This is a genomic window from uncultured Propionibacterium sp., assembly GCF_963539965.1.
Lineage (GTDB): Bacteria > Actinomycetota > Actinomycetes > Propionibacteriales > Propionibacteriaceae > Propionibacterium.
This window is the reverse complement of sequence record NZ_CAUTOU010000027.1, coordinates 1-15,939: the sequence shown is the minus strand read 5'-3', so window position 1 is coordinate 15,939 and position 15,939 is coordinate 1. Positions and strand designations below refer to the sequence as shown.

General features: G+C 69.8%; 15 protein-coding genes and 1 riboswitch. Of the genes, 13 read left to right on the top strand and 2 right to left on the bottom strand.

The genetic code is table 11. The features are described from left to right. Positions 1-37: 37 nt before the first annotated feature. Positions 38-2,194 carry an ATP-dependent zinc metalloprotease FtsH gene (ftsH, locus tag R2N01_RS06290; protein WP_316669559.1) on the bottom strand — a complete coding sequence of 719 codons (2,157 nt, stop codon included), beginning with the start codon at positions 2,192-2,194 and terminating at the stop codon, positions 38-40. 128 nt (positions 2,195-2,322) lie between these two features. Here ftsH and R2N01_RS06285 point away from each other — a divergent pair, with 128 nt between their 5' ends. Both R2N01_RS06285 and hisG read left to right on the top strand, forming a co-directional pair. Beyond that, a complete protein-coding gene (locus R2N01_RS06285; protein ID WP_316669557.1) occupies positions 2,323-2,589 on the top strand; it encodes a phosphoribosyl-ATP diphosphatase in 267 nt (88 codons plus the stop codon). Positions 2,590-2,659: 70 nt separating this feature from the next. Continuing rightward, positions 2,660-3,505: an ATP phosphoribosyltransferase gene (hisG, locus tag R2N01_RS06280; RefSeq protein WP_316669584.1), complete on the top strand. Its 846-nt coding sequence runs from the start codon at positions 2,660-2,662 to the stop codon at positions 3,503-3,505. A 60-nt stretch (positions 3,506-3,565) separates the two neighbouring features. Here the strand turns inward: hisG and R2N01_RS06275 are convergent, their stop codons facing one another. Next, complete coding sequence (locus R2N01_RS06275; protein WP_316669555.1) at positions 3,566-4,075, bottom strand: hypothetical protein; 510 nt, start codon at positions 4,073-4,075, stop codon at positions 3,566-3,568. A 299-nt stretch (positions 4,076-4,374) separates the two neighbouring features. On the opposite strand from R2N01_RS06275, the gene infC reads away from it, so the two are divergent. The 11 genes from infC to R2N01_RS06220 all read left to right on the top strand — a co-directional run. Continuing rightward, positions 4,375-5,073: a translation initiation factor IF-3 gene (gene infC, locus R2N01_RS06270; protein ID WP_316669554.1), complete on the top strand. Its 699-nt coding sequence runs from the start codon at positions 4,375-4,377 to the stop codon at positions 5,071-5,073. Between the two features lie 73 nt (positions 5,074-5,146). Continuing rightward, a complete protein-coding gene (gene rpmI, locus R2N01_RS06265; protein ID WP_316669552.1) occupies positions 5,147-5,341 on the top strand; it encodes a 50S ribosomal protein L35 in 195 nt (64 codons plus the stop codon). Between the two features lie 60 nt (positions 5,342-5,401). Next, positions 5,402-5,773, top strand: a complete 372-nt coding sequence (gene rplT / locus R2N01_RS06260) for a 50S ribosomal protein L20 (RefSeq protein WP_316669549.1) — start codon at positions 5,402-5,404, stop codon at positions 5,771-5,773. A 22-nt stretch (positions 5,774-5,795) separates the two neighbouring features. After that, positions 5,796-6,608: an RNA methyltransferase gene (locus R2N01_RS06255; protein WP_316669547.1), complete on the top strand. Its 813-nt coding sequence runs from the start codon at positions 5,796-5,798 to the stop codon at positions 6,606-6,608. Between the two features lie 185 nt (positions 6,609-6,793). Continuing rightward, positions 6,794-7,888 carry a phenylalanine--tRNA ligase subunit alpha gene (pheS, locus tag R2N01_RS06250; RefSeq protein ID WP_316669544.1) on the top strand — a complete coding sequence of 365 codons (1,095 nt, stop codon included), beginning with the start codon at positions 6,794-6,796 and terminating at the stop codon, positions 7,886-7,888. Beyond that, on the top strand, positions 7,885-10,410 hold the full coding sequence (pheT, locus tag R2N01_RS06245; RefSeq protein ID WP_316669542.1) for a phenylalanine--tRNA ligase subunit beta: 2,526 nt from the start codon (positions 7,885-7,887) through the stop codon (positions 10,408-10,410). The genes pheS and pheT overlap by 4 nt, the downstream gene beginning before the upstream one ends. Positions 10,411-10,551: 141 nt before the next feature. Beyond that, positions 10,552-10,763, top strand: a riboswitch (cobalamin riboswitch). A 94-nt stretch (positions 10,764-10,857) separates the two neighbouring features. After that, complete coding sequence (nikB, locus tag R2N01_RS06240; RefSeq protein ID WP_316669540.1) at positions 10,858-11,802, top strand: nickel ABC transporter permease; 945 nt, start codon at positions 10,858-10,860, stop codon at positions 11,800-11,802. Further along, positions 11,799-12,692, top strand: a complete 894-nt coding sequence (gene nikC / locus R2N01_RS06235) for a nickel transporter permease (protein WP_316669538.1) — start codon at positions 11,799-11,801, stop codon at positions 12,690-12,692. The genes nikB and nikC overlap by 4 nt, the downstream gene beginning before the upstream one ends. A gap of 43 nt (positions 12,693-12,735) precedes the next feature. After that, positions 12,736-14,343, top strand: coding sequence for an ABC transporter substrate-binding protein (locus R2N01_RS06230; RefSeq protein ID WP_316669536.1), 1,608 nt, complete (start codon positions 12,736-12,738; stop codon positions 14,341-14,343). Between the two features lie 13 nt (positions 14,344-14,356). After that, positions 14,357-15,139 (top strand): ABC transporter ATP-binding protein, encoded by a 783-nt coding sequence (locus tag R2N01_RS06225; protein ID WP_316669582.1) that lies wholly within the window; start codon positions 14,357-14,359, stop codon positions 15,137-15,139. A 31-nt stretch (positions 15,140-15,170) separates the two neighbouring features. Next, positions 15,171-15,939 (top strand): dipeptide/oligopeptide/nickel ABC transporter ATP-binding protein (locus R2N01_RS06220; RefSeq protein WP_316669534.1); only part of this gene is annotated, 769 nt, incomplete at its 3' end.

Below are 15,939 nucleotides of genomic sequence, written 5' to 3'. Positions count from 1 at the left end.
ATGAATCCGAGCACACGCGCGCACCCCGCCGTGCCGGTCAACCGATCGGCGGCAGCGGGTGGCTCGTGCCGGCGGGGGCCGTGGAACCGTCCGACGGCCCTGGCGGGGGCATCGTGGCCAGATCGTCATCGCTGGGCTCGTCCGGGGCGGGTTCGCGCGCTGGCGCGTCCCTGACCGGGCGCTCGATACCGGCCGCCCCGTAGACCTCGGCCTCGTCGAGGGTCTCTTTCTCGAGCAGGCGATTGGCGATCGCGTCGAGCTGGGCGCGATGCTCGCGAAGCAGCGTGACGGCCTGCTCGTGGCACTCCTCGATGATGCGGCGGACCTCGTCGTCAACGGTCGCCAGCGTCGAGTCCGAGATGCCGAGCTGGTGCGGGTCGGCATCGTGCGGGAGCACCATCACCGGTCCGACCTTCTTGCTCATGCCCCATCGCCCGACCATCTGACGGGCGATGGCGGTGGCCTGGTTGAGATCGGACTCGGCTCCGGTGGTGATGACCCCGAAGATCGCGTCCTCGGCCGCCATGCCGCCCAGCGCACCGACGATGCGCCCGCGCAGGTACTCCTCGTCGTAGCCGTACTTGTCGGTGTCGGGCGTCGACAGCGTGATGCCGAGGGCCTGGCCGCGAGGGATGATCGAGACCTTGCGCACCGGATCGGCGCCCTTCTGCAGCATGCCGAGCAGGGCGTGTCCGCTCTCGTGGTAGGCCGTGCGGCGCCTCTCGTCGTCGGGGATGACCACGGAGCGGGCGACGCCGAGCTGGATCTGCTCCAGCGCATTGATGAAGTCGTGCTGGTGGACGACCTGGTCGGAGCGGCGTGCCGCTTGCAGGGCCGCCTCATTGGCGAGGTTCGCCAGATCGGCGCCGGTCATACCGGGCGTCGTGGCCGCGATCCGCGACAGGTCGACGTCGGCCGCCATCGGGATCTGACGGGTGTGCACCCTCAGAATCGACTCGCGCCCCTTCTGATCGGGCGCGCTGACCGTGATGACGCGGTCGAAGCGACCCGGCCGGGTCAGGGCCGGGTCGAGCACATCGGCACGGTTGGTGGCCGCCATGACGATGACGCCCTCGGTTCCGTCGAAACCGTCCATCTCGGTGAGGATCTGGTTCAGCGTCTGCTCCCGCTCGTCGTTGCCGCCCACGGAGCGGTTGGAGGCCCGCGAGCGGCCGATGGCGTCGATCTCGTCGATGAAGATGATCGAGGGGGCCGTCTTGCGGGCCTCGTCGAACAGCTGGCGCACCCGCTGAGCGCCCACTCCGACGATCATCTCGATGAACTCGGCGGCCGAGGCCGAGTAGAAGGGCACGTCGGCCTCGCCGGCGGTGGCCCGGGCCAGCAGCGTCTTGCCGGTGCCGGGCTCGCCCTCGAGCAGAACGCCCTTGGGGGCTCGGGCGCCCACCCGACGGTACTTGTCGGGGTTGCGCAGGAAGTCGACGATCTGGCCGACCTCCTCCTGCACCTCGTCGATGCCGGCGACGTCGGAGAAGTTCACGCGGACGGTGTCCTTCTGAACAGGCTTCACGTCGCGGCCTATGCCGCCGAGGCCGCCCAGCCCGCCGCCCTTGGACATGCGGTTCATGAACCACAGGTAGATGCCGATGAGCAGCAGCCACGGCCCGAAGGCCATGATGAGGCTCATGAGCGGGCTGGTCGTCTCGACGGTGGAACTCGCCGAGACGGTGACGCCCTGCTCATTGAGCATGGTGAGCAGATCGTCCTGCGCCCATGTGGGGCGCTCGGTGGTGAACTGCGTGTACTGCTGGCCGGCCTTGGACTCGGAGTCCTCCGGCACGGTGGCGGCGTTCTTGAGGTTGCCGTCGATCGTGTCGCCGGTGGCGTGGACGACCTCGACGTTGCCGGCCTGCACCTGGGCGATGAACTCGTTGTAGCTGATCTGGGGGGGCCGGCGGGACTGGTTGAACCAGCTGACGGCGGCCATCATGATGATGAGCAGGATCACCCATGGCACGATGCGCACCCACAGCGGACGCTTGGGGCGCTCGCCGTCGCCATTGGGCAGGCCCTCGGTGTGCCAGGGCTTGGGGGAGTCGAGCGGAGGAGGCCCCGAAGGGGCCTCGCTGCGCCACTTCTTGGGCGTGTCCTTGTCGCGCGGGGGATCCTGCTTGGACAGGCCGCCCTGACCGGATCCGTCGGCGCGCCCGGACGAGGACGACGACTCTCGTGCCATGAACACCTCCTGTTTCAGTGCACATCGATAGTAGGTGCGCTCGCCGACAAATTCCCATCGGCGCCGGCCGCCCACTCCGGCTCGGAAGCGGACCCAGGGGGCGGTCAGGGCTGGGTTAGGCTTGTGCGGTGAGCAAGAGTTTCGAGCAGCTGTTCGCCGAGCTGACCCGTACGGCGGCCGAGCGGCCGGCCGGGTCCGGCACCGTCGCCAAGCTGGACGAGGGCACCCACGCCATCGGCAAGAAGGTGGTCGAGGAGGCCTGCGAGGTGTGGATGGCCGCCGAGCACCAATCCGGGGAGGAGCTGGCCGAGGAGATCAGCCAGCTCCTGTACTGGGCGCAGGTCGTCATGCTCGACAGGGGCCTCGGCCTGGAGGACGTCTACCGCTATCTGTGATCCGAGGCGCCCTGCTGGCGCCGGGGGCCGCGAACATCTTCGGAGGACCGCCGTGAGTGAGGACAGACTGATGCGCATCGCCGTGCCCAACAAGGGCGCCCTGTCGGGGGCTGCGGCGCAGATGCTGCGCGAGGCCGGCTACGCGCAGCGCACCGATTCCAAGGAGCTCGTCATGATCGACGAGGAGAACGGCGTCGAGTTCTACTACCTGCGCCCGCGCGACATCGCCGTCTACGTGGGGGAGGGCGCACTCGACCTGGGCATCACCGGTCGTGACATGCTCATCGACTCCGGTGCCCCCGCCAGCGAGATCCTTTCGCTCGGCTTCGGCGTGAGCCGTTTCCGCTTCGCCGCGCCGCGACGGGCCGGTTACCGGTTGGCCGATCTCAACGGCAGGCGCATCGCCACCAGCTACCCGGGCCTGCTCGGCCGTTACCTCGCCGAGCACGGCATCGATGCCCGCCTCGTCCACCTGGACGGCGCGGTCGAGTCGAGTGTCGCCCTCGGCGTCGCCGATGCGATCGCCGACGTCGTCGAGACCGGTACGACCCTGCGCAAGGCCGGTCTGGAACTCTTCGGCGACCCGATCCTCAGGAGCGAGGCCATCCTGATCCGCCGCGACTCCGACCGGATCGATCCCACGGCCCTCGACCACTTCACCCGCCGCCTGTCGAGCGTCCTGGTGGCCCGCGACTACGTCCTCATGGACTACGACTGCCCGTCGGCGGTGCTCGAGAGGGCCACCAGGCTGACGCCGGGCTACGCCGCTCCGACCGTCGCGGAGCTGGCCCGTCCCGGCTGGGTCGCCGTGCGCGCCATGGTGCGCCGCCCCGACGCCCAGCGTCTCATGGACGACCTGTGGGACCTCGGTGCCCGGGCGATCCTCGTGACCGAGCTCGGAGCCTGCCGCCTGTGAACCGTTTGGGGCGGGGAGGTCCTGGACGCCGGACCGGTCGTGACGGGGGCCGGCCTCTCGTCACTGGATGCCACGGCGCTGGAGGATCGTGGTGATCTCGTCCTCGTCGAAGTCGTCGGAGGGGCTGCTGGGGGCCGCTGCGGCCGGATCCGCGGGAGCGGCGGTGTCACCGGCGCCTCCCCCTCCGGAGGAGACGGCGGCGGGTGCGCCGGCGACACCCAGGCGCTTCTGCATGGCGGCCTCGCGGCGCCGCCTGCCCTCGGCGCGGCCGACCCCGGCCATGAACGAGGCGATGACGTAGAGGAGCACCCCCAGGCCGGCGCAGGCGATACCGGCCCACATCGTGGTGTTCAGGCTCTGCCCGTGCACCCAGTCCGCGAAGCCCCGCGCGGCATCGGCCAGGAGGACCATCGCGCCGGTCAGCCAGGCGCCGACGAAGAAGACGGTGACGGCGATGCCGCGGAGAAGGGCACGGGCACTGCGCCGGCTCCGCCACCCGACGAAGGCGTACAGCAGACCGAGGACGGCCAACGCGGCGGAAACGACGAGGGCGAGGGTCTGGACGCTCATGGCTCAAGATTGTCACATGAGGCGGTACCGTCGGATGGCCACGGCCCGATTTCGTTCGCGTGCTCTCATGGTCTAAGATCGAGGAGTTGACCGGTGTCGGAAGACGCCATCAGCACGCAAGTGGAGGCCTGATCTCCCACCTTGCCGGGTCAGCACGGCGGGTCACTTCCAGTGCGGGACGCGACTGTGCGAGCGCTCGTGCAGGGCATAGCCTTTCGTCGGCGTCCGGTCAGAGCATGTTCAGGCCTTCGCCCGCGGGCGAAGGCCTTTTTCCTGCGCCGGTCACGACGGCCACATCATTGGAGGACATAATCAGCAACGAACTGCGCATCAACGAGCGCATCCGTGTTCCCGAGGTCCGCCTGGTCGGACCCGGCGGCGAGCAGATCGGCATCGTCCGCGTCGAGCAGGCCATGCGGCTCGCCCGTGAGCGCGACCTCGACCTCGTCGAGGTCGCGGCGACTGCGCGCCCACCCGTTTGCAAGCTCATGGACTACGGCAAGTTCAAGTATGAGAACGCCCAGAAGGCCCGTGAGTCCCGCCGCAACCAGACCAACACCGTCATCAAGGAGATGAAGCTCCGTCCCAAGATCGACGAGCACGACTACGAGACCAAGAAGGGTCACGTCGTCCGCTTCCTCCGCAGCGGTGACAAGGTGAAGATCACCATCATGTTCCGCGGTCGCGAGCAGTCGCGTCCGGAGCTCGGTTTCAACCTGCTCAAACGCCTGGCCGATGACGTCGTGGCCGATGGGGCGATCGAGCAGAACCCCAAGCAGGAGGGCCGCAATATGCACATGGTGCTGGCGCCCACCCGCAAGAAGAGCGAGGCCCGGACCGAGCAGGAGGCCGAGAAGGCCCGCAGGCAGGCCAGGCGCGCCGATGAGGCCGCTGCCGAGAAGGCCGAGGAGGCCCGTCTCCGCGAGGCCGCCAGGAGGCAGCCCAAGAAGAGGAAGCGGGGTCCCGCCGACAACATGGACCCCGACATCGACCTGTAGCCCACCGGCTGCAGGAGGACCCGAAGACCGCTCCGGCGCCGGTGGACGTCGGATGAAGTGAATGGAGCGATGGATGCCCAAGATGAAGACGCACTCCGGTGCGAAGAAGCGGTTCAAGGTGACTGGCAGCGGCAAGCTCGTGCACGCCCGCGCCGGTAAGGCGCACCTGAACGAGCACAAGCCCACCAGGCGCACCCGCCGTCTGTCGGTGGACGCCGCACTCGGCAAGAGCGACGCCAGGAAGGCCCGCAGGATGCTCGGCATCTGAGGCGGCGGCTCCTCTCCCATCCGACACCTGATCCTTTATTCTTCAACCAAGGAGTACACCATGGCACGCGTCAAGCGCGCAGTGAATGCGAAGAAGAAGCGCCGCGAGATCCTCGAGCAGGCCTCGGGCTACCGCGGTCAGCGCTCGCGCCTCTACCGCAAGGCCAAGGAGCAGATGCTGCACTCGGGCACCTACTCGTTCCGCGACCGCAAGGCCAGGAAGGGCGACTTCCGCTCGCTGTGGATCCAGCGCATCAATGCCGCGACCCGCGTCGAGGGCATGACCTACAACCGTTTCATCAACGGCCTGAAGACTGCCGGCGTCGAGGTCGATCGCAAGATCCTGGCCGATCTGGCCGTCAGCGATCCCACCGCCTTCTCCGCACTGGTGAAGGTCGCCAAGGAGAATCAGCCCACCGCCAAGGTCGCCTGACCCGGTCGCGGTGGCGAGAGCCATGAACGACGAGCCGGGCGCCGGCGTCCCCCTCATCTCGCCGAGGGCGCTGCGTTCGACTCGTCGGCTGCTGCAGCGCAGGACCCGTGCCGAGAGGGGCCTGTTCCTCGCGGAGGGCGCCCAGGCGGTGCGCGAGGCGCTGAGCCGCCCGGGCGTGGTCCGCAGGCTCATCGTCGCCGACCCCGAGCGTCACGGCGAGCTCATGAGCGCGGCCGGCGGCGCCGAGACGGTGCGAGCCCGCCCCGAGGAGTTGCGCATGCTGTGCGACACGGTCACCCCGCAGGGCATCGTGGCGGTCTGCCGGTGGCCACGAGCGCGGCTGTCCGACGTGCGTCATCCGCGTCTCGTCGTCATCTGCGCCCAGGTGCGCGACCCCGGCAATGCCGGCACGGTCGTGCGCTGCGCCGACGCCTTCGGCGCGGACGCCGTGGTGCTCACGCGCGGATCGGTCGACATCACCAACCCCAAGACCGTGCGCGCCTCGGTCGGCAGCGTCTTCCACCTGCCGGTCATCACCGGTGCCGGCCTCGGCGAGACGGTCGGATGGGCCCGTGCCAACGCCATGACGGTCCTGGCCGCCGACGGGACGGGGACCGCCCTGGACGAACTCGACGCCCGCGGCGAACTGGCTCGCCCGACCGCATGGTTGCTGGGCAACGAGGCGTGGGGCCTGCCCGCCGACCAGCTCGATGCGGCCGATCAAGTGGCCGCCGTGCCGATGTGGGGCCGGGCCGAGAGCCTCAACCTGTCGACCGCGGCGGCGATCTGCCTGTACGTCTCGGCCAGTGCGCAGCGGCGGGGGCCGCAGCGGTGAGCACGGCGGTCGACGCGCCCGCGACGGGCCGGGGCCGGGCGCCCCGGATGCGCCCGGGGCGCGGGTGATCGGCATCCGGGGTCCCGCCCCCTGACGCGCGGCGGGCGCCGGCCCGGCGGCCCCCTAGACTTGTGAGGCGCGGCCGGCTTCGCGCCGGCCCCGGGCGGAGCGAAAGAGGGGAGCCCATGTCAGGGCCAGACAGCACCAGTGAGTCGTTGAACCGGGAACGGGTCGAGCAGATGGTGGACGACGCCCTCGAGGCCATCGCCGCCGCGGCCGACTCGGCCGAGCTCAGGGCGGTGCGCCTGGCGCACGCCGCCGACAAGTCCCCGCTGGCTCTGGCCAACCGCCGTATCGGCGCCATGCCGAAGGGGCTGCGCAGGGACGCCGGCAGGCTCATCGGCTGGGCCCGAGGCCGCGTCGACCAGGCCCTGACGGTTCGCGCCGCCGAACTCGAGACGGCCGAGATGGCCGCCCGCCTCGAGGCCGAACGCGTCGATGTCACCCTTCCGGTGGCGGAGCACCCCCTCGGCGCGGAGCATCCGCTGACCGCTCTCATCAACCGCATGTGCGATGTCTTCGTGGCCATGGGCTGGGAGGTCGCCGAGGGCCCCGAGCTCGAGGCCGAGTGGCTCAACTTCGACGCCCTGAACTTCACCCCCGACCACCCGGCGCGCTTCATGAGCGACACGCTCTTCGTCGATCCGCCGGGCGATCACAAGATCATGCGCACCCAGACCTCGCCGGTTCAGGTGCGCACCCTGCTCGAACGCGACCTGCCCGTCTACGTCGTCAGCCCCGGCAAGGTCTTCCGCGCCGACGAGTACGACGCCACCCATCTGCCGGTCTTCCACCAGTTGGAGGGCCTGGCCGTCGACAGGGGCATTACGATGGGCGATCTCAAGGGCACTCTCGACCATCTGGCCAGGGCGACGTTCGGCGACATCCGTACGCGCCTGCGCCCGCACTACTTCCCGTTCACCGAGCCGAGCGCGGAAGTCGACCTGGAGTGCTTCGTCTGCCACGGCGCCTCGGTCGGCGATCCGGAGCACCCCTGTCGCACCTGTCGGTCGGAGGGCTGGATCGAGTGGGGCGGCTGCGGTGTCGTCAATCCGCGCGTGCTGACCGCCGCCGGCGTCGACACGAGCATCTACTCGGGCTTCGCCTTCGGCATGGGCGTCGACCGCACCGTCATGTTCCGCAACAACGCCCCCGATCTGCGCGACTTCGTCGAGGGCGACGTCAGATTCAGCCGGTCGCTGAGGGGGGATGCGCGATGAGAGCGCCGATGAGCTGGCTCCGCGATCTCGTGGAGCTCCCGCACGGCGTGACCACCGCCCAGGTGGCGGACGCCTTCACCCGCATGGGCCTGCAGGTGGAGCACATCGAGACCGTCGGCGGGGGCATCACCGGCCCGGTCGTCGTCGGCCGCGTCCTGGACTTCGTCGAGGAGCCGCAGCGGAACGGCAGGACCATCCGCTGGTGCCGCGTCGACGTGGGGCCGTTGAACGGATCCGAGAACAATCCCGACATCACCGACGCCCGCGGCATCGTCTGCGGCGCCCAGAACTTCGCCAGGGGCGACTACGTCGTGGTCTGCCTGCCCGGCGCCGTGCTGTCCGGCGGTTCCCGCATCGGCGCCCGCAGGACCTACGGCCACATGAGCGACGGCATGATCTGCGCCGCCGACGAGCTCGGCATCGGCGAGGACCACACCGGCATCATCGTGCTGCCGCCGGCCGAGGCCGCCAGGGCCGGCCTCGGCTCCGACGCGCTGGCGCTGCTCGGCGTCCCCGACGAGGTCCTCGACATCGACGTCACGCCCGATCTGGGCTATGCGCTGTCGATGCGCGGCCTGGCCCGCGAGGCGGCCCAGGCCTTCGACGTGCCCTACAACGACCTCTACTCGCGCCGTGTCCCCGCCAAGACCCAGGGGGCCTACCCGGTGCGCATCGAGTCGGACGACTGCCAGTTGTTCGTCGATCTGTGCGTCAGCGGCATCGACCCGCACGCGCCCACCCCGACGTGGATGCGCCACCGCCTCGAGGCCAGCGGCATGCGTTCGATCAGCCTGCCCGTCGACATCACGAACTACGTGATGCTCGAATCGGGCCAGCCCCTGCACGGTTACGACGCCGACAAGCTGCTCGGCCCGATCGTCGTGCGCAGGGCGGCCGCCGGCGAGAGGCTCACCACGCTCGACGGCGTCGAGCGCGTCCTGAGCACCGACGACCTGCTCATCGTCGACGACTCGGGACCCATCGGCCTGGCGGGCGTCATGGGCGGCCGGACCACCGAGCTGGGCGAGGGGACGACCAGTGTGGTCATCGAGGCCGCTCACTTCTCGCCCGGCACGATCGGCCGCACCTACCGCCTCCACAAGCTCGCCTCCGAGGCCTCCAGGCGTTTCGAGCGCACGGTCGATCCGGGCGTGGCCTGCGCCGCCGCCCGCATGGCGGCCCGCCTGTTCGCGGAGCTCGCCGGTGGCACCGTCGCCGCGGGCGCAACCGTGGCCGGCCAGGTGCCGGTCACGCCCTCCCTGACGATCGACGCCGGCCTGCCCGCGCGCATCCTGGGCGCCCGCATCGACTCCGACCGTGTCGTCGAGGTCTTCCAGGGCGCCGGCATCACGGTCAGGTGCAAGGGCGATGCGCTCACCCTGACCCCGCCCACCTGGCGCACCGACCTGCGCGATCCCTACGACTACGTCGAGGAGGTCGGCCGCAGGCTCGGGCTGGACGTCATCGAGTCCAGGATGCCGCGCGCCGTCGCCGGCCGGGGCCTCAGCCCGGCTCAGCGCGCCCGCCGCGCGGTCAACGCCGCAGTGGCCCGGGCCGGTTTCGTCGAGGTCATCACGCTGCCGTTCATCGGCGCCGGGGAGCTCGATCGGCTCGGTCTGCCCGACGATGCGGACCAGCGCCGCCTGGTGAAGCTGGCCAACCCGCTGGCCGACACCGCCCCGTACCTGCGTACCAGCCTGCTGCCGGGCCTGTTCGCCGCCGTCCGGCGCAACACCTCGCGCGGCCAGGACGATCTGGCCGTCTTCGAGGCCGGCTCGGTCTTCTGGGCCAACCCCGCCGCGACGGCCCCGATGCCCGAGGTGGGCCACCGCCCCAGCGAGGCCGAGATAGCCGGTATCCGCAGTGCACTGCCCGACCAGCCCCGCATGATCGCCGCGGTGCTCACCGGCCAGTGGCTGCCCGCCACGTGGCGCCATGCCGCGATCAGGGCCGACTGGACCCATGCGGTGCACTTCGCCCAGACTGCGGCCGACGTGCTCGGCCTTGAACTGGACCGCAGGGCCGCCGCGATCGCGCCCTGGCACCCCGGCCGCTGCGCCGAGCTGTCGGTACGGGGCGCCGCGGGCGGGCCGGTCGTCATCGGCGCCGCCGGTGAACTGCATCCCGAGGTCGTCAAGGTCCACGGCCTGCCCGAGCGCGCCTGCGCCGTCGAGATCAACCTCGACCTGCTCGTGGCCTGCGCGCCCGGAGGCGGTGAGATCTCCGCGCTGAGCGGTTTCCCACTGGCCAAGGAGGACGTCGCCCTCATCGTCGACGAGCGGACCCCGGCGGCCGACGTCGAGGCCGCCCTCATCGAGGGCGCCGGGGGCCTGCTCGAGTCGATCGCGCTGTTCGACGTCTTCCGGGGGCCGCAGATCGGCGAGGGCAGGAAGTCGCTCGCCTACAGCCTGCGCTTCCGCGGCGCCGATCGCACACTCACCCAGGACGAGGCCGCTGCCGCCCGCGACAGCGCCGTCAGGGCCGCCGTCGAGCGGTTCGGAGCGGTCCTGAGGGAGGCCTGACCCGGCCGCGGCGGGTCGGTGCCGGTGACTCCCCAGATGGGTTCGCTCGAAGCCGAATCAATGGTTGACGGGGAGCATCCGCCGGACGTTGCCGGCCGTCGGCTGCTAACCTTCACACGCGAGGCTAGGGCGTCGTGTGCTTTTGCGCACGACACTCCAGGTGCCCGATCCGCCCTCCGGGGCGGACCGGGAGAATAGGGAACCGCGTGCGAATCGCGGACGGGACCGCCGCTGTGAGCGTCTCGGATCCTCATCGGTGCGAGCCGGCCACTGGGCAACCGGGAAGGCGGGGATCCGCGGGGCACTGCCCTGAGACGCGAGCCAGAAGACCTGCCTGGGAGTTGTCCCGCGCCGCCACGGCACTTGGCGACCGGAGGTCCGAGCTGGGTCACAAGAATCCGGTTGTGACGATCGTTCTTCGTCATGATCGCGAGGTGGCCCCGGCTCATGGATGCTCGATGGCTGGCCCGACGGCTGGGCCAGATCCTGGTCGTGCTGGTGGGCATCAGTTTCATCACCTTCACGCTCGTCTGGCTCGCTCCCGGAGATCCGGCGCGGGCCATGTACACCAGCCAGGGCATTACGCCGACCCCCGAGATGGTCGAGCAGATGCGCGCCCGGCTCGGTCTGGACGAGCCCTTCCCGGTCCAGTACGCCACCTGGCTCGGGAACTGCCTGCACGGGAACTTCGGCACGTCGTACTCGCTGAACAAGCCCGTGACCGATCTGATGCTCGCCCGCCTGTGGCCGACCGTCGAGCTCTCGCTGGCGGCTCTGCTGCTGATGCTCGTCATCGCCATTCCGCTCGGCATGCTGGCCGCGGTGCACCAGGGCGGGGTCATCGACCATCTCGCGCGCGGCCTCAGCTTCCTGGGCGTCTCGATGCCGAACTTCTGGTTCGGTCTGCTGCTCATCTGGGTCGTCGCCCTCAAACTCGGCTGGCTGCCGGTGGTCTCGACGGGGCCGGGGCCCGATCGGCTGGTCATGCCGGCCGTCACGCTGGCCTTCGCGATGATCGGCAAGTACACCCGCCAGGTGCGCACGGCGGTCCTCGAGGAGCTGGGCCAGGACTATGTCACGGGCGCTAGGGCGAGAGGCCTGTCCAGACGCACCATCCTGTGGCGGCACGTCCTGCCGAACGCCCGATTGCCGCTGCTCACCCTGCTCGGCCTCTCGCTCGGCTCGCTGTTGGGCGGCACGGCCGTCGTCGAGGTCGTCTTCTCCTACCCCGGTCTGGGCAATATGGCGGTCTCGGCGGTCACCTCGTACGACTACCCGCTCATACAGACCTATGTTCTGTGGATCGCGCTCATCTACATGGTCGTCAATCTGCTGGTCGACGTCTCCTACGCCCGGCTCGACCCGCGAGTACGACGAGGAGCCCGGTCGTGAGCGCGCCGCACCGCCCCCGCAGGGCCGTCCGCCGCTTCATCGGTGCGCACCGGGCCTTCAGCGTCCATGCGGCGCTGGTCGTCGCGATCGTCCTGGTCGCCGTGCTCGCCGAGCAGGTCGCCCCGATGGATCCCTGCACGGCGAATCTGCCCGAGGCCTTCCAGCCGCCGAGCGCTGCCCATTGGTTCGGCACCGACAGACTCGGCCGCGACATGGCCTCGCGAGTCGTCTACGGCACCCGCCTCTCGCTCGCCGCCGCAACGGCCCTCGTCGCCATCATCTCCGTCGCCGGCTCGCTGCTGGGCGTCATCGCCGGGTACTTCGGTGGTCTTCTCGAGGCGGTCATCATGCGCGTCTCCGACATGATGATCTCCTTCCCCGGCATCGTCTTGGCGATCGCCGTGGCCGGCCTGCTGGGGGCGAGCATCCGCAATGCGATCCTCGCCCTGGCCGTCGTCAGCTGGACGAAGTACGCCCGGCTGGCGCGCAGCCTGGTGCTCAAGATCCGCCGCAGCGACTTCGTGACGGCCGCCGAGCTCACCGGCGCCCGCCCCGGTCGGCTCATCCGCCGCTACCTGCTGCCGAGCGTCCTTCCGATGCTCGTCATCACAGCCGCCACCGATATCGGCACGATGATGCTCGAACTGGCCGGCCTGTCCTTCCTCGGCTTCGGCGCCCAGCCGCCGCAGGCCGAGTGGGGCCTCATGCTCAACGAGGGCCGCGCCAATCTGCTCGACTCCCCGTGGCTCATGATCTTCCCCGGCGCGGCCATCTGCGTCACCGTCATCGCCTTCAATCTACTGGGCGATGCCCTGCGCGATGTCCTCGATCCGCGCCGCAGCGGCGGGGACGAGAACACCGCCGAGCTCGCCTCGGCCCCATCGCTCTGACGGCACCCGGACACTCTCACCACAACGCAAGGAAGTGAACACGATGCAGGGAATCAATCTCACCCGCCGCGGCCTGCTGACCGTCTCGGCGGCAGGAGCGGCGGCCGCCTCGCTCGGCCTGGCGGGATGCTCCTCGAACGGCTCGGGCCCCGGCGGCTCGAGCGCCGAGTTGAAGTTCGGCTGCACGAACTTCTCCAAGGAGTCGCTCGACCCCTCGAACCAGCCCAACGCCGCATGGGCGTGCATGCGCTACGGCGTGGGCGAGTCGCTGTTCAAGTTCGACGACAGGATGGTCGCCCAGCCGCACCTGGCCGATTCCTGCACGGTCGATGACGAGCACCTCACCTGGGCCGTCCACATCCGCGAGGGACTGAAGTTCTCCACCGGCACCGAGGTGAGTGCCACCAAGGTCGCCGAGTCCCTGCAGCACATGTACGACAAGGAGGGCGTCGAGGGCTCCTCCTCGCCGTCGGCCCTCCTGAAACCGGCATCGATCACGCCCGACGACGGTGCCCGCGCCGTCACGATCGTGACCGAGAGTCCTTACGCGGACCTGCCGGCCATCCTGGCCAACCCGCTGTTCGAGATCCTCGACATCTCCGGCAGCGAGGACCTGGACGAGAAGCCGGTCGGCACCGGCCCCTACGCCGTGAGCGAGTTCAACAGCGGCCAGAACGTCAAGCTCACCCGCAACACCGTCTACTGGAACGGCGAGGTGCCCTACGAGGGCGTCGACGTCATCTTCATCGATGACTCCTCGAGTCTGACCAAGTTCATGGCCCTCCAGTCCGGCGACGTCGACGTCACCGAGAACATCACCGCCATGTCCGACCTGGAGACGCTCAGGAACAATCCCGCCTACTCGGTCTCCCAGACGATCGGTATGCGCACGGGATTCTCGTACCTGAACGTCGCCGAGGGCCGCCAGCTGGCGAACAGGGACCTGCGCACCGCCATCTGCATGGCCGTCGACGACCAGACGATCACCGAGATCACGGTCGGCGGCCTGTACACCGCGGGCTACTCGGTCGTCCCGTCTTCGCTGGACTTCGGCTACGACCAGCTCACCGATGCCACGCCCCACGATCCGGACAAGGCCAGGAAGATCCTCGACGACGCGGGGATCGTCGATTCCGACGGCGACGGCTTCCGCGAGCTGGACGGCACGAGGATCGACCTGGCCTATCTCACCTACGACTCGCGCAATCTGTCGGTCATGGCCGAGGCCGTGGCCAGCCAGCTCGCCGAGATCGGCATCCGGGCGACGGTCACCAAGCTCGACGCCGACACCGAGTGGGACAAGCTCGTCGCCGGCGAGTACGACCTCAACTCCAGCAATTGGATGACCGCCCAGGAGGGCGAGCCCTACAGCTACCTGGCCAACTGGTACTCCAGGAGCAGCGCCAACTACTGCGGTTACAGGAACGACGAGTACGACTCGCTGTACGAGCAGCTGGCCACACAGCTGGAGACCGCCGAGCGCAAGAAGATCTACGTGCGCCTTCAGCAGATCCTCATCGACGACGCGGCGGTCCTCGTGCACGGCTACTACAACAGCACCATGTGCTCCAACGCTCAGAGCGTGAGCGACGCCACCGTCTCGACGGCGGACTACTACTGGATCACGAGCGCCTTCAGGCCGGTGGGATGAGCGGGTGGGGACGATGACGAACGGCGGCGTGCTCAGCATCCAGGCGATGACCGTCGGCTACGGCGGCGCTCCCGCGGTCGCCGATGTCGACCTGGACATGGCTCCGGGCGAGATCGTGGCCGTCGTGGGGGAGTCCGGCTCGGGCAAGACCACGGTGGTCCGCGCCATTCTCGGCCTGCTGCCCTCGAGCGGCCGGGTTTGCGGCGGCGACATCCTCTTCGAGGGCCGCTCCCTGCTCGGTCTGAGCCGGGCGCAGTGGCTCGAGCTGCGCCGCCACCGCATGTCGATGGTCTTCCAGGATGCCGGGGCCATGCTCAATCCGGTACGGCGCCTCGGCAGCCAGTTCATCGAGTACATCCGCACGGTCGAACCGGGATGCACCGCCAAGGGGGCCCGTGAGCGCGCCATCGACATGCTCGAGCGCATGGCGCTGCCCGACGCGCCCCGCGTGATGGACTCCTACGCCTTCGAGCTGTCCGGTGGCATGCGGCAGCGCGTCGGCATCGCCATGGCCATGACCTTCAGCCCGGCCCTGCTGCTGGCCGACGAGCCCACGAGCGCCCTGGACGTGACCATGCAGGCGCAGATCGTCCGCCAGATGCTCGCGCTGCGCGAGGAGGAGGGCACGGCGATCATGATCGTCACCCACAACCTCGGTCTGGCCGCCCGTATGGCCGATCGGATCGTGGTCATGCGCTCCGGGCGCGTCGTCGAGCTCGGCGACACCGCCCGGGTCGTCGACCACCCCGCCCATGAGTACACGGCATCGCTGCTGGCCAGCGTGCCGTCACTGTGAGGAGCCGGACCTGACCGCGTCGGAACCCGTGATGAGGGCCAGGGGCCTCACCAAGATCTTCCGTCTGCCCGGCGGCGGGCGCCTGACGGCCTGCGAGGACGTCTCCGTCACGCTGCCGGAGGGGCGGACGGTAGCCGTCGTGGGGGAGTCCGGATCGGGCAAGAGCACCCTGCTGCGCATGCTCATCGGCCTCGAGAGGCCGACCAGCGGAGACGTGCTCCTCGACGGCGAGTCGATGATCGGTCTGAGCGGTGCGCGCCTGCGCGAGGTGCGCCGCCGGGTGCAGATGGTCTTCCAGGATCCGCTGGGCTCCTTCGCCCCGCGCATGCGCGTCGCCGAGGCGATCTGTGCACCGCTGATCAACTACGGCCTCGTCGCCCGCGGCGACGTGGTCCCGCGGGCCCGCGGAATGCTCCACGGGGTCGGCCTGCCCGAACACCTCGTGACGCGCTACCCCCATCAGCTCTCCGGCGGACAGCTCCAGCGCTGCGCCATCGCCCGCGCCCTCGCCCTCGACCCGCGGGTGCTCCTGTGCGACGAGGCCACCAGCGCCCTCGACGTCAGCGCCCAGGCCGAGATCATCGCGCTGCTCGCCCGGCTGCAGGCCGAGCGAGGCATTGCCATCGGCTTCGTCTGCCACGACCTGGCACTGGTCGCCCACTTCGCGCAGACGATCGTCGTCATGCACCACGGGCGCGTCGTCGAGCAGCTGCCCGCCGAGGACCTCCTGGTGCGGGCCGAGCACCCCTGCACGCGCACGCTGCTTGACTCCGTGCTCGACCCGCGCACGCGGGACGGGC